Source organism: Pseudomonas sp. UBA6323, assembly GCF_002439135.1.
In the GTDB taxonomy this organism is placed as follows: domain Bacteria; phylum Pseudomonadota; class Gammaproteobacteria; order Pseudomonadales; family Pseudomonadaceae; genus Aquipseudomonas.
The window spans coordinates 1-12779 of record NZ_DJSX01000036.1 but is presented as its reverse complement, the minus strand read 5'-3'; the positions used below and the strand labels follow the sequence as shown (position 1 = coordinate 12779).

15 protein-coding genes are annotated in these 12779 nt (G+C 62.7%); 10 read left to right on the top strand and 5 right to left on the bottom strand.

From position 1 onward, the window contains the following. The 5 genes from coaBC to B3P22_RS08190 form a co-directional block, all read left to right on the top strand. A partial coding sequence (coaBC, locus tag B3P22_RS08210; RefSeq protein ID WP_296270616.1) for a bifunctional phosphopantothenoylcysteine decarboxylase/phosphopantothenate--cysteine ligase CoaBC occupies positions 1-696 on the top strand: 696 nt, incomplete at its 5' end. Positions 697-698: 2 nt separating this feature from the next. Continuing rightward, positions 699-1154 (top strand): dUTP diphosphatase, encoded by a 456-nt coding sequence (dut, locus tag B3P22_RS08205; RefSeq protein ID WP_197858565.1) that lies wholly within the window; start codon positions 699-701, stop codon positions 1152-1154. A 1232-nt stretch (positions 1155-2386) separates the two neighbouring features. After that, positions 2387-3781 carry a phosphomannomutase/phosphoglucomutase gene (gene algC / locus B3P22_RS08200; RefSeq protein WP_275547789.1) on the top strand — a complete coding sequence of 465 codons (1395 nt, stop codon included), beginning with the start codon at positions 2387-2389 and terminating at the stop codon, positions 3779-3781. A 24-nt stretch (positions 3782-3805) separates the two neighbouring features. Continuing rightward, on the top strand, positions 3806-4711 hold the full coding sequence (gene argB / locus B3P22_RS08195) for an acetylglutamate kinase (RefSeq protein WP_197858564.1): 906 nt from the start codon (positions 3806-3808) through the stop codon (positions 4709-4711). Between the two features lie 222 nt (positions 4712-4933). Beyond that, positions 4934-5380 carry an acyl-CoA thioesterase gene (locus B3P22_RS08190; RefSeq protein WP_197858563.1) on the top strand — a complete coding sequence of 149 codons (447 nt, stop codon included), beginning with the start codon at positions 4934-4936 and terminating at the stop codon, positions 5378-5380. A gap of 11 nt (positions 5381-5391) precedes the next feature. Here the strand turns inward: B3P22_RS08190 and B3P22_RS08185 are convergent, their stop codons facing one another. Together B3P22_RS08185 and pyrE are read right to left on the bottom strand one after the other, a co-directional pair. Beyond that, entirely contained in the window at positions 5392-5994 is a 603-nt protein-coding gene (locus B3P22_RS08185; protein WP_275547763.1) for a DUF4124 domain-containing protein, read from the bottom strand. A gap of 20 nt (positions 5995-6014) precedes the next feature. Next, on the bottom strand, positions 6015-6656 hold the full coding sequence (gene pyrE, locus B3P22_RS08180) for an orotate phosphoribosyltransferase (protein WP_013717752.1): 642 nt from the start codon (positions 6654-6656) through the stop codon (positions 6015-6017). Between the two features lie 81 nt (positions 6657-6737). Between pyrE and B3P22_RS08175 the strand changes: the two genes are divergently transcribed. Then, a complete protein-coding gene (locus B3P22_RS08175) occupies positions 6738-7517 on the top strand; it encodes an exodeoxyribonuclease III (protein ID WP_197858561.1) in 780 nt (259 codons plus the stop codon). A gap of 242 nt (positions 7518-7759) precedes the next feature. Here B3P22_RS08175 and B3P22_RS08170 read toward each other — a convergent pair whose 3' ends face one another. Genes B3P22_RS08170 through rph form a run of 3 tightly spaced genes read right to left on the bottom strand, consistent with a single transcriptional unit; the run spans position 7760 to position 9627 of the window. Then, complete coding sequence (locus B3P22_RS08170; protein ID WP_296270615.1) at positions 7760-8485, bottom strand: tetratricopeptide repeat protein; 726 nt, start codon at positions 8483-8485, stop codon at positions 7760-7762. A gap of 23 nt (positions 8486-8508) precedes the next feature. Beyond that, the gene (locus B3P22_RS08165; RefSeq protein WP_197858560.1) at positions 8509-8880 is read right to left on the bottom strand and encodes a DUF4870 domain-containing protein; all 372 of its coding nucleotides are present in this window, start codon (positions 8878-8880) and stop codon (positions 8509-8511) included. Positions 8881-8907: 27 nt separating this feature from the next. Further along, positions 8908-9627 (bottom strand): ribonuclease PH, encoded by a 720-nt coding sequence (gene rph, locus B3P22_RS08160; protein ID WP_024310050.1) that lies wholly within the window; start codon positions 9625-9627, stop codon positions 8908-8910. Positions 9628-9802: 175 nt separating this feature from the next. Here rph and B3P22_RS08155 point away from each other — a divergent pair, with 175 nt between their 5' ends. From B3P22_RS08155 to B3P22_RS08140, 4 genes are all read left to right on the top strand, one after another. Further along, entirely contained in the window at positions 9803-10666 is an 864-nt protein-coding gene (locus B3P22_RS08155) for a YicC/YloC family endoribonuclease (protein ID WP_275547765.1), read from the top strand. 147 nt (positions 10667-10813) lie between these two features. Further along, positions 10814-11434, top strand: coding sequence for a guanylate kinase (gene gmk / locus B3P22_RS08150; RefSeq protein ID WP_197858558.1), 621 nt, complete (start codon positions 10814-10816; stop codon positions 11432-11434). Positions 11435-11528: 94 nt separating this feature from the next. Then, positions 11529-11792: a DNA-directed RNA polymerase subunit omega gene (gene rpoZ, locus B3P22_RS08145; RefSeq protein ID WP_003242550.1), complete on the top strand. Its 264-nt coding sequence runs from the start codon at positions 11529-11531 to the stop codon at positions 11790-11792. A 63-nt stretch (positions 11793-11855) separates the two neighbouring features. Beyond that, positions 11856-12779, top strand: a 924-nt coding sequence (locus B3P22_RS08140; protein WP_296270614.1) for a RelA/SpoT family protein, incomplete at its 3' end; no start/stop codon positions are given.

Sequence of the window (12779 nt, the reverse complement as noted above, 5' to 3'; positions counted from 1 at the left end):
GACCTGGCCAACCTGGCCGCCGACTGCTTCCAGCGTCAGGCGCTCGAAGGCCTGCACGTTCTCATCACCGCCGGCCCGACCCAGGAAAACATCGACCCGGTGCGCTACATCACCAATCACAGCTCCGGGAAGATGGGTTTTGCCCTGGCCGAAGCCGCTGCCGAGGCCGGCGCCAAGGTCACCCTGGTCAGTGGCCCGGTGCACCTGCCGACGCCGGATCGGGTCAGTCGCATCGACGTGGTCAGCGCCCGCGACATGCTCGCCGCCTGCGAAGCGGCGATGCCCTGCGACGTGCTGATCGCCGCTGCCGCCGTGGCCGACTACCGCCCGGAAGTGGTCGCGCAGCACAAATTGAAGAAAGACCCCACCAGCGGCGAAGGGATGCTCCTGCAAATGGTGCGTAACCCGGATATCCTCGCCACCATCGCCGGCCGTGAGGATCGCCCCTTCAGCGTGGGCTTTGCTGCCGAGACCGAGAACCTGCTCGAATACGCCTCGCGCAAGCTGCGCGACAAAAATCTCGACCTGATCGTCGCCAATGATGTGGCCAACCCCAGCATCGGCTTCAATAGTGAAGAGAACGCCATCACCGTGATCGACCGCGGGCTGCAGCAATTCAGCTTCGCCCAGACCAGCAAGGGCAAGATCGCCCGCCAGTTGATCACCCTTATCGCCGAACGACTGAACAAGAACTGACCATGCACGCTCTGCAAGCCAAGATCCTCGATCCTCGCCTCGGCCAGGAATTCCCGCTGCCGCAATACGCCACGCCCGGTTCGGCCGGCCTCGACCTGCGCGCCATGCTCAAGGAAGACATCGTCCTCGAGCCGGGCCAGACCGTGCTGATTCCCACCGGCCTGTCGATCTACATCGGCGACCCCGGCCTGGCGGCGATGATCCTGCCGCGCTCGGGCCTTGGCCACAAACATGGCATCGTGCTTGGCAACCTGGTCGGCCTGATCGACTCCGACTACCAGGGCGAGCTGATGGTGTCGTGCTGGAACCGCGGCCAGGCGCCTTTCACCATCGCCATCGGCGAGCGCATCGCGCAGTTGGTGCTGGTGCCGGTGGTGCAGGCGCATTTCGAACTGGTCGAACAGTTCGACGAGACCCAACGGGGCGCTGGCGGCTTCGGCCATTCCGGTAGCCACTGACCCAACCCCACAGGACGACCCGCCGAGGAGCGCCTACGTGAAACTCTTCAAGCGTACTGCCAAGGAAGTCGATAGCGCCGCCAGCCTGGTAGCGAACCCGCCCAAGCGCAAGGCGACCAGCCTCTCGCCGGGGGCACTGCTGCCAGGCCTGCTGGCTGCGCTGATCGGCGTCGGTGCCGGCGGCGCGTTGCTGTGGTTCGCCGNNTAGCACCAGCAGCCAGGCTCGCCAGACCGAGCTGACCCAGGCCCTAGGCAGCAATCAGGCTACCGCCGTGCAGCAGGCGCTCAAGCAACTGCAAGCCGACAGCCTGGCCGCAGCACGTAACCCGCAGCTGCTGCAGGCGCTGCAAAGCGGCGACAGTCTTCAGATCAGCGAGGCCGAACGCAGCCTGGGTTATCGGGACGGCGTAATCGATGCCCATCTCAACCGTCGTGGCGAAGCCGTACAGGACACCAGCCGCACCGCACCGATGAATTTCGCCGGGCTGGACATGTTGCGCCGCGCCGAAAGCGGCCAGCAGCCCGCCGTCGAAGCCTACCGGGTAGGAGAGCGCTGGCTGGCCTATAGCGCCGTGGCCCTGCGCATCGGAGACAGCCAGCCGGCACAGGGCACGCTGCTGCTGGCCTTCGACCTGCAACGCCTGCTCGCGGCTCTGCCGGCCCTGCCTGCCGAATACGGCCAGGTACAGTTGATCCAGCAGTTCGCCAATACTCCGGCACAGGTACTGCTGCAACGCGGCCAGCCCGGCGAAGGCAGCGCGCAGACCTTCGCCACCGGCAATCCACACTGGAAGATCAGCTTCACTCCCGGTCCGGCCCTGGTTCAGGGTAGCGTTCCAGTGACCATGCTCGGCCTGGCGCTCCTGCTGGCCCTGGGTGGTGCCCTGATCGGCCTGATCCTGGTGCAGGGTGCTTTGCAGCGGCGCGTCAACCTCGATGCCCAGCAGCTCGGACAAATGCTGAAAGAACTCTCTGCCGGCAAGAACGTCAAAGCCTTCAGCCTCAGCGTACCGGCACTCGATACGCTGGCCCAGAGTCTGGCGCGCCTGCCGCGCCGCAGTAGCCCTGAAGGCAGCAGTACCCCCGTTAAAGGAACAGCCGCGGCCCCAGCCGCTCAGCCGGTCACGAAGCCCGCCGAGCTGGTCGACCCGCTGTTTCAGGACACCGATATCCTCGATATCGACATTCTCGATGAAGACCAGGATCTCCTGGGACTGGAGCAGAGCCCCGCAATGACCACTAGCCAAAGCGCCCCGAAACTTCCCGCCGACATTTTCCGCGCCTACGACATCCGTGGCGTGGTGGGTGACACCCTGACCGCCGAATACGCCTACTGGATCGGCCGCGCCATCGGCTCGCAGAGCCTCGCCCAGGGCGAATCCAAGGTCATCGTCGGCCGTGACGGCCGCCTGTCCGGCCCCGAGCTGCTGCAGCAACTGGTACAGGGCCTGCTCGACTGCGGCTGCGAAGTCACCGATATCGGCATGGTGCCGACCCCGGTGGTGTACTTCGCCGCCAACGTGCTTGAGGGCCGTTCGGCCGTGATGCTCACCGGCAGCCACAACCCGCCGGACTACAACGGCTTCAAGATCATCATCGCCGGCGACACCCTGGCCAACGAGCAGATCCAGGCGCTGAAAACCCGCCTGGACGACAACGACCTGGCCAGCGGCGTCGGCAGCGTGCAGCAGGTCGACGTGCTGCCGCGCTACTTCAAGACCATCCGCGACGATATCGCCCTGGCCAAACCGCTCAGGGTGGTAGTCGACTGCGGCAACGGCGCCGCCGGCGTGATCGCCCCGCAACTGATCGAGGCGCTGGGCTGCAGCGTGATTCCGCTGTTCTGCGAAGTGGACGGCACCTTCCCCAACCACCACCCGGACCCGGGCAAGCCGGAGAACCTGGTCGACCTGATCGCCCGCGTCAAATCCGAGAATGCCGACCTGGGCCTGGCCTTCGACGGCGACGGCGACCGCGTCGGCGTGGTGACCAACACCGGCAACATTGTCTACCCGGACCGCCTGCTGATGCTGTTCGCCAAGGACGTGGTCTCGCGCAACCCGGGCGCCGACATCATCTTCGACGTCAAATGCACCCGCCGCCTGACCCCGCTGATCAGCGGCTACGGCGGCCGCCCGGTGATGTGGAAAACCGGCCACTCGCTGATCAAGAAGAAAATGAAGGAAACCGGCGCCCTGCTGGCTGGCGAAATGAGCGGCCACATCTTCTTCAAGGAGCGCTGGTACGGTTTCGACGACGGCATCTACAGCGCCGCGCGCCTGCTGGAAATCCTCAGCCTAGAGAAACGCAACGCCGAGCAGGTGTTCAGCGCCTTCCCCAGCGACATTTCCACGCCGGAAATCAACATCAAGGTCACCGAGCAGACCAAGTTCGGCATGATCGAACGCCTGCAACGTGAAGGCCAATGGGGCGAAGCCAACATCACCAGCATCGACGGTGTACGTGTCGACTATCCCAAGGGCTGGGGCCTGATCCGCGCCTCCAACACCACGCCGGTGCTGGTACTGCGCTTCGAGGCCGACTCTCAGGAAGAGCTGGAGCGCATCCAGGATGTCTTCCGCGCCCAACTGCTCAAGGTCGCCCCCGACCTGCAACTGCCCTTTTGATCGATTGTTCCAGGAGCCCCCTGCATGACCCTCGAGCGTGACGCTGCCGCCCAGGTTGCCAAGGTACTGTCCGAAGCCCTGCCCTATATCCGCCGCTTCGTCGGCAAGACCCTGGTGATCAAGTACGGCGGCAACGCCATGGAGAGCGAGGAGCTCAAACAGGGCTTCGCCCGCGACATCGTGCTGATGAAGGCGGTCGGCATCAACCCGGTGGTGGTACATGGCGGCGGCCCGCAGATCGGTGATCTGCTCAAGCGGCTGTCCATCGAAAGCCACTTCATCGATGGCATGCGCGTCACCGACACCGCCACCATGGACGTGGTGGAAATGGTGCTCGGCGGCCAGGTCAACAAGAGCATCGTCAACCTGATCAACCAGCACGGCGGCAGCGCCATCGGCCTGACCGGCAAGGACGCCGGCCTGATCCGCGCGCGCAAGCTCAAGGTCAGCCGCCAGACGCCGGAGATGACCCAGCCCGAGATTATCGACATCGGCCATGTCGGCGAGGTCACCGGGGTCAACACCGATCTGCTGAACATGCTGGTCAAGGGCGACTTCATCCCGGTCATCGCGCCCATCGGCGTCGGCCCGGATGGCGAGTCCTACAACATCAACGCCGACCTGGTCGCCGGCAAGGTGGCCGAAGCGCTGAAAGCCGAGAAGCTGATGCTGCTGACCAACATCGCCGGTCTGATGAACAAGCAGGGTGACGTGCTGACCGGTCTGAACACCGAGCAGGTAAACGAGCTGATCGCCGACGGCACCATCTACGGCGGCATGCTGCCGAAGATCAAATGCGCACTGGAAGCGGTGCAGGGTGGCGTGACCAGCTCGCATATCATCGATGGTCGTGTACCTAACGCCGTGCTGCTGGAAATCTTCACCGATGTCGGCAACGGCACCATGATCAGCAACCGCAAGCGCCCCTGAACAGCGGCCGCCACGCGGCCTTCTGATGCCCCACTCCCCCTGGGAGAGGGTGCCCGCAGGGCGGGAGAGGGCTTTGCGACCGCCACACGACTAGGGTGAGAGTCGGCCAGCGCCACCAGCCATCGAACCCGCTTATCTCCCCACATCCATGTGGCGACTCGAACTTGCCGCAATCCCGCCCAACCAGCACGCTCACCAGGCAACCCCGATAAAGGACCGCCCATGAGCAGCCTGCCCGAAGCCAGCCAGTTCACCTTCTTTCACACCTTGCGCGTGCGCTGGGCCGAGGTCGATCCGCAGAGCATCGTCTTCAACGGCCACTACCTGACCTACGCCGACGTCGCCATTACCGAATACTTCCGCGCCCTGGGCGTCGCCTACCCAGCTGATCTGGCACAGGATGGCGGCGACTTCTTCGCCATCCGCACGCTGCTCGAATACCGCGCACCGGCGCGCTTCGACGACCAGTTGCAGATCGGTATCCGCAGCGCTCGCCTGGGCCGCTCCAGCCTGACTTTTGCCCTCGGCATCTGGCGTGACGATGAACTGCTGACCAGCGGCGAAATCGTCTACGTGCATGCCGACGGCGCGACACGCAGCAGTGCGCCGCTGCCGCAGTGGCTCAGGGAAAAGATCGAAAGTTTCGAGAAGACTCAGCCGCAGGGCTGAATGACCGAGCCTTAAGGCTTTTTCTGCGGCTCGCCAAACAGCTCGGTCAGACGTGCGCGATCAGCGGCGAAACCCGCTTCGGCCTGGGTACGCGTCTCCTTGTAGCGGGCGATGTCGCGCTGCAGACGCTGCTGTTCTTCCTTGAGGTTGTTGATTTGTACCAGCAAATGCTCCGGCACCGGGCGCCCGGCACGTTCGTGATCGGCGGCCTGGCTCTGCAGGTTGGCCTGCTGAGTGCGCACCGACTGCAGATTGCCGCGAGCCACGCTGGTGACACTGTCGAGCTCGGCCAGCTTGCGTTCGCGGGCGCGGTCGACGTCATCAAGATTGGTGTACAGGCGCAACAGCTGCGCATCGCTGCTGGCGCGCGCCTTGTCCGCCTGCATGCGGGCAAATTCTTCAGGCGTCGGTGCCGGCGGAATCACCCGCACGACACGCCCCTGGTCATTGAGCACTTCATAACCCTTGCCGATGAACTCCGGCGGTACGCCCTGACGGCTGAGCACCGTCACGCCCTTGTCGTCGACGTAGCGATACAGCTCGGCAGCCATTCCGGACAACGGCAGCAGCAAGCTACAGAGCAGCGTACAGCGGGTCAGGAGCGGTGCAGGCATAGGACTACCTTGTGCTAGGGCTAGATTCCGTACTCGGCGCGATAGGCTTCGACAGCCGGCAGATATTGCTTCAGTTCAGCATCCCCTGCCAGATATTCCAGTACCTGTTCCAGTGACACGATGCTCACTACCGGCATGCCGAAGTCGCGCTCGACTTCCTGAATCGCGGAAAGCTCGCCCTGGCCACGCTCCTGACGGTTCAACGCGATGAGGGTGCCGGCGGCCTGAGCGCCCTGACCCTGGATGATCTGCATCACTTCGCGAATGGCGGTGCCGGCGGTGATCACGTCATCGACGATCAGCACGCGACCCTTGAGCGGTGCGCCGACCAGGGTGCCGCCTTCGCCATGATCCTTGGCTTCCTTGCGGTTGAAGCACCAGGGCAGATCACGCTGATGATGCTCGGCCAACGCCACGGCAGTGGTCGCAGCCAGCGGGATGCCCTTGTAGGCCGGGCCGAACAGCACATCGAAATCGATACCGCTGTCGACGATGGCCGCGGCATAGAAGCGCCCCAGCTGGGCCAGCGCCAGGCCGCTGTCGAACAGGCCGGCGTTGAAGAAATAGGGGCTGGTACGCCCGGACTTGAGGGTGAACTGACCGAAACGCAGAACCCCGCGTTCGATGGCAAAGCGAATGAAATCGCGCTGGTACGCTTGCATGAAAAAGTCCCGGACGGCACGGATTTAGCTAATTGAGGTGAGCTCGGGTATCATACACGCACGTGTTTTTGGGGGCCATTTATGCGGATCATCAGTGTGAACGTGAATGGTATTCAGGCTGCGGCCGAGCGAGGTCTGCTCAGCTGGCTGCAAGCCCAGAATGCCGACGTGATCTGCCTGCAAGACACCCGTGCCTCTGCCTTTGAAATGGACGACCAAGCCTTCCAGCTGGATGGTTATTTCCTCTATGCATGCGACGGTGAAGTGCCCAGCCAAGGTGGCGTGGCACTCTACTCGCGATTGCAACCCAAGGCGGTGATCAGCGGCCTCGGCTTCGAGATGGCCGATCGCTACGGGCGCTACCTGCAGGCCGATTTCGACAAGGTAAGTATCGCCACCCTGCTGCTACCCAGCGGGCGTGACGGTGACGAGAGCTTGAATCAGAAATTCAAGTTCATGGACGACTTCACCCATTATCTGGACAAGCAACGCCGCAAGCGTCGCGAGTACATCTATTGTGGCTCGCTACATGTGGCGCACCAGAAGATGGACGTGAAGAACTGGCGTGACTGCCAGCAATCACCGGGCTTCCTGGCGCCCGAGCGCGCCTGGATGGACGAGGTGGTTGGCAACATGGGCTATGTTGACGCCCTGCGTGAAGTCAGCCGCGAAGGTGACCAGTTCAGCTGGTGGCCGGATAGCGAGCAGGCGGAAATGCTCAATCTGGGGTATCGCTTCGACTACCAGATACTGACGCCCGGTATGCGCCGCAGCGTGCGCAGCGCACGTCTGCCTCGCCAGCCGCGCTTCTCCCAGCATGCGCCGCTGATCGTCGATTACGACTGGATTCTCAGCGTCTGATCGACAGGCACGAAAGCGTATGATGCCTGTCGTCATCCAGGACACAAGGCTTCGCGGACAAGTCCGCTCCCACCAACCTTACCAGCGCTGCAAACGCTGACCGTGGGAGCGGACTTGTCCGCGATAACGCTTTGATTCACGCAAGGCATCCGCCGCGGCCTAGTCAAGTGAAAATGCTGCGATTCTGCACAGCATCACTGGTGTTTTTCTTATCTGGCTGACATTAGGCTTGTCGTGGGGTTTCATTGCCCGCGATCCGGCGTCAAACCGTTCTCGGTCTGCACCAGCAAGTTGCGTATGTACGCATCATCGGCATAGCGCTGGCTCAGATCGAGCAGATGGGCACGAGCCTGCTCGTACTCATGCAACGCTACATAGTTGCGCGCCAGGGCGATCCCGGTAATACGCCCCGGCTCGATCTCGAAAGCAGCCCGGTTATAGGCAAGCGCCTTGCGATGATCGGAGTACTGCTCGCCGTTATCGCCCAGATAGAGCAGGCCCAGCACGTTATTGGCTGCCAGACCGCGGGGCTCCAGCGCATGTGCCTGCTCGAGTTTGGTGGCGGCTTCCGGCACCTTGCCCTGCATGAGATCGGCGTCAGCCATATTCACCAGGTAATCGTAGGAACCCTGCGGATAGTAGGCTGCAGCCTTGGCCGCGTACTCGCCCGAGCGCGGAAAGTCATTCAGCTCGTAATAGCCCAGCGAGATGAAGCGCAGCGCATGAGCCTTCTCCGCATCCGTTGCGACCGGGCTGTCGACTACCTTTTCGAACTTGGCAATCGCCTGCCGCGACTGCCCCGCGTCGTGCAATTGCGCAGCCTCGACCCTCAAGGCCTGCAGTTTCGCCTGCTCGGCTAGCGTCCTAGCAGCATCACCGCAGCCGACTAGCGCTGTCAGAAACAGAGCCAGCATCAACATTCGCACTTTCATCAAACTGTCCTTCCCTGGCATGGCGGAGGAGGTCACCCCCGCCGTCCAACTCCATTGAATTACTTGATCAGCCGCCAGCTGAACGGGTAGCGATAAGCCTGGCCCTCGTTGGCCTTGATCCCGGCGATGATGGTCAGCACCAGCGCTGCCAGACCCAGCAGCATGAGCAGCGGGAAGCCGATCACCACCACCATGAGGATGAAGCAGACGATCGCTGCCAGCGCCACGCTGATCTGGAAGTTCAACGCTTCCTTGCCCTGGGCGTCGACGAAGGGATCGAGATCCTTCTTGATCTGCCAGATGATCAGCGGGCCGAGCAGATTACCGAAGGGGAACACCAGGCCGAGAAACGCGGCGAAGTGGCAGAACATGGCCCACTGACGCGCTTCCTGACTGGGCGTCGGAAGCGGGCTTTGCATATCGTCGTTCATCCTGATGCTCCTTGCTCGGTAAGGGTTTCAGTCGACCAGTGCGGCCTTCTGCAGTTCAAAGATCTCGTTCATGCCCTTCTGCGCCAGCGCCAGCATGGCGTTGAATTCGTCAGGCTGGAACGGTGCGCCCTCGGCCGTGCCCTGCACTTCGATGAAGCCACCGGCGTTGGTCATCACGACGTTGAGATCGGTCTCGGCGGCGGAATCTTCCAAGTAGTCCAGATCCAGCACCGGCTCGCCCTGATAGATGCCGACCGATACGGCAGCGATCATCTGCTTGAGCGGCTCGCCCTTGAGCGAACCGCGCTTCTTCAGCACTTTCAGCGCATCAATCAGCGCCACCATGGCGCCGGTGATGGAGGCAGTGCGGGTACCGCCGTCAGCTTGGATCACGTCGCAATCGACGTACAGGGTGTTCTCGCCCAGCTTGCTCATGTCCAGCGCAGCGCGCAGCGAGCGGCCGATCAGGCGCTGAATTTCCAGGGTACGGCCACCCTGCTTGCCACGACTGGCTTCGCGCTGGTTACGCTCGCCGGTGGCGCGCGGCAGCATGCCGTACTCGGCAGTCAGCCAACCCTGGCCCTGACCCTTGAGGAAACGCGGCACACCGGATTCGACGCTGACGGTGCAGATCACCTTGGTATCGCCGAATTCGACCAGCACCGAACCCTCGGCATGCTTGGTGTAGTTGCGGGTGATGCGAATCGAGCGCAACTGATCGGCGGCGCGGCCACTGGGACGTTTCATTGAGCGATACCTACTTCATTAAATAAAAACACTGCGCATTATAGGGGGCGGTCGGCCGCGGCGACATGCCGAATTGGCAGCGACTGACGGCAGGCCTGATGGCCTGCACATGAAATGGGCAGGCGCCGTGAGCTACAATCCTGCGTTTTTCGAGCTGACTTTCGCGAGGTATCCCATGGTTCACAGCATGACGGCCTTTGCCCGCAACGAGCAGGCAACCGCCCACGGCACACTGAGCTGGGAACTGCGCTCGGTCAACCACCGCTACCTCGAGCCGCACCTGCGTCTGCCCGAGGCGTTCCGCGATCTCGAAGGCGCAGTGCGCGAAGCCCTGCGCCAGGGTCTGTCGCGCGGCAAGGTGGAATGCACGCTGCGCTTCGCCGAAGAGAGTGCCGGCAAGCAACTGCAGGTCGACAGCGAGCGCGCGCGCCAGCTGATCACTGCCGCCGAACAGGTCGCCGCGCTGATCCAGCAACCGGCGCCGCTCAACCCGCTGGAAGTGTTGGCCTGGCCCGGCGTACTGGTGGCCGACTCGGCCGATCCGCAGGCGCTCAACGCCGCCGCAATGAAGCTGTTCGACCAGGCATTAGGCGAACTCAAGGCCGGCCGCGCCCGCGAAGGCGCCGAGCTGGCCAAGCTACTCAACGAGCGCCTCGACAGCATCCTCGATGAAGTCGCTGCCCTGCGCGAACTGGTGCCGCAGATGCTCGCCGGCCAGCGCCAGAAGATCGAAACCCGCTTCGCCGAGATGCAGGCCGAGCTCGACCCGCAACGTCTGGAGCAGGAACTGGTGCTGCTCGCACAGAAGAGCGACGTAGCCGAGGAACTGGATCGCCTAAGCACCCACGTCAGCGAAGTGCGTCGCGTGCTCAAGGCCGGCGGCGCTGCCGGGCGGCGCCTGGACTTCCTGATGCAGGAGCTCAACCGCGAGGCCAATACCCTCGGGTCCAAAGCCTTCGACCCACGTAGCACGCAGGCTGCAGTCAACCTGAAGGTTTTGATCGAGCAGATGCGCGAGCAAGTTCAGAATATCGAGTGAAAACTGCTGCGCTAGGCTATACCGCGTTGAAATAAGGTTCGAAATGCTCATTTACAGTCGTAAACTCCGCTTTCTCACCTGATTTCGCCTTGCCTAGCCGTCGCTCGCTACGTTTTAAAATCCCGCAAGATTTCTCAGGATGTTTTCATGGCCATCACCACCGGCACCCTCTATATCGTTTCCGCACCCTCGGGCGCCGGCAAGACCAGCCTGGTCAAGGCGCTGATCGAAAGCGAACCGCTCATTCGCGTCTCGGTTTCGCACACCACGCGCGCCATGCGGCCGGGCGAGCAGGACGGAGTCAACTACCACTTCGTCGACCATGCGCAGTTCAGCGCCATGATCGAGCGCAGCGAGTTCCTCGAGCACGCCCAGGTCTTCGACAATTTCTACGGCACCTCGCAGAAGTGGGTCGAGCAGACCCTGGCCGAAGGTTTCGACCTGATCCTGGAGATCGACTGGCAGGGCGCGCAGCAGGTACGCAAACTGATGCCTCAGGCCAGGTCCATCTTCATCCTGCCGCCGACCCAGGAAGCGCTGCGCCATCGCCTGACCAACCGCGGCCAGGACAGCGGCGAGATCATCGAGCGCCGTATGCGCGAGGCGGTCAGCGAAATGAGCCACTACGTCGAGTACGATTACCTGGTGATCAACGATGACTTCAATCACGCCCTGAGCGATCTGAAAGCCATCTTCCGCAGCAACCAGTTGGCGCAGACGCAGCAGCAGCAGCGCCACGCCGGCCTGCTCAGCGAACTGCTGGCGTAAAACAGCGCTTCCATTGTCGCTGGTGATTTTTTAGACTATTCAGTCCGCTCGCCCGCTCGGGCCAAGCTTATCCGCACAAGTTACGAGGAACACCATGGCTCGCGTTACCGTCGAAGATTGCCTGGACAACGTTGATAACCGCTTCGAACTGGTCATGCTCGCGACCAAGCGTTCGCGCCAGCTGGCCACCGGCGGCAAAGAGCCGAAAGTGGCTTGGGAAAACGACAAGCCCACCGTAGTGGCCCTGCGCGAAATCGCTGCCGGCCTGGTGGACTATGAAGTCGTCGCCCAGGAAGACATCGTCGAAGAAGAACCGCTGTTCGCTGCCTTCGAGGAAGAGGCGAACGAGCCTCTTTAAGTCGATGATGCCGGGTCGAAGTCGCGCGGCGCGGGGCCACAGCTGCCAACGGGAGAGTCTCTCATGGCTGGCATAGACGCTCTCGCCGACCGACTTTCGGCCTACCTCGGCCATGACCAAGTCAACCTGGTTCGCCGAGCCTACTTCTACGCCGAACAGGCGCACGATGGCCAACGCCGCCGCAGTGGCGAAGCCTATGTGACCCATCCGCTAGCCGTGGCCAGCATTCTCGCCGACATGCACATGGATCATCAGAGCCTGATGGCCGCCATGCTGCACGATGTCATCGAAGACACCGGCATCGCCAAGGAAGCGCTCAACGCGCAGTTCGGCGAAACCGTGGCCGAACTGGTCGACGGGGTCAGCAAGCTGACCCAGATGAACTTCGAAACCAAGGCCGAGGCGCAGGCCGAGAACTTCCAGAAAATGGCCATGGCCATGGCGCGCGACATCCGCGTGATTCTGGTCAAGCTCGCCGACCGCCTGCACAACATGCGCACCCTCGATGCCATGCCGCACGAGAAGAGCCGGCGCATCGCCAAGGAAACCCTGGAAATCTACGCGCCCATCGCCAACCGACTGGGCATGCACAACATGCGCGTGGAATTCGAAGACCTGGGCTTCAAGGCCATGCACCCGATGCGCTCCGAGCGCATCCGCGCCGCCGTGCGCCGCGCTCGGGGCAACCGCAAGGAGATCGTGGCCAAGATCGAGGAATCGATCCAGGTGTGCCTGCAACGCGAAGGCATGGAAGGCGAGGTGATCGGCCGCGAGAAGCACCTGTACAGCATCTACCAGAAGATGCGCGGCAAGCGTAAGGCGTTCAACGAGATCATGGACGTCTACGCCTTCCGCATCATCGTCGACAAGGTCGACACCTGCTACCGCGTGCTCGGCGCCGTGCACAACCTGTACAAACCGCTGCCGGGCCGCTTCAAGGACTACATCGCGATTCCCAAGGCCAACGGCTACCAGTCGCTGCACACC

Excerpts from the sequence above, each read along its gene's own strand:
- dut (WP_197858565.1), top strand. The coding sequence starts at position 699 with ATGCACGCTCTGCAAGCCAAGATCCTCGATCCTCGCCTCGGCCAGGAA.
- algC (WP_275547789.1), top strand. The coding sequence starts at position 2,387 with ATGACCACTAGCCAAAGCGCCCCGAAACTTCCCGCCGACATTTTCCGC.
- argB (WP_197858564.1), top strand. The coding sequence starts at position 3,806 with ATGACCCTCGAGCGTGACGCTGCCGCCCAGGTTGCCAAGGTACTGTCC.
- B3P22_RS08190 (WP_197858563.1), top strand. The coding sequence starts at position 4,934 with ATGAGCAGCCTGCCCGAAGCCAGCCAGTTCACCTTCTTTCACACCTTG.
- B3P22_RS08185 (WP_275547763.1), bottom strand. The coding sequence starts at position 5,994 with ATGCCTGCACCGCTCCTGACCCGCTGTACGCTGCTCTGTAGCTTGCTG.
- pyrE (WP_013717752.1), bottom strand. The coding sequence starts at position 6,656 with ATGCAAGCGTACCAGCGCGATTTCATTCGCTTTGCCATCGAACGCGGG.
- B3P22_RS08175 (WP_197858561.1), top strand. The coding sequence starts at position 6,738 with ATGCGGATCATCAGTGTGAACGTGAATGGTATTCAGGCTGCGGCCGAG.
- B3P22_RS08165 (WP_197858560.1), bottom strand. The coding sequence starts at position 8,880 with ATGAACGACGATATGCAAAGCCCGCTTCCGACGCCCAGTCAGGAAGCG.
- rph (WP_024310050.1), bottom strand. The coding sequence starts at position 9,627 with ATGAAACGTCCCAGTGGCCGCGCCGCCGATCAGTTGCGCTCGATTCGC.
- B3P22_RS08155 (WP_275547765.1), top strand. The coding sequence starts at position 9,803 with ATGGTTCACAGCATGACGGCCTTTGCCCGCAACGAGCAGGCAACCGCC.
- gmk (WP_197858558.1), top strand. The coding sequence starts at position 10,814 with ATGGCCATCACCACCGGCACCCTCTATATCGTTTCCGCACCCTCGGGC.
- rpoZ (WP_003242550.1), top strand. The coding sequence starts at position 11,529 with ATGGCTCGCGTTACCGTCGAAGATTGCCTGGACAACGTTGATAACCGC.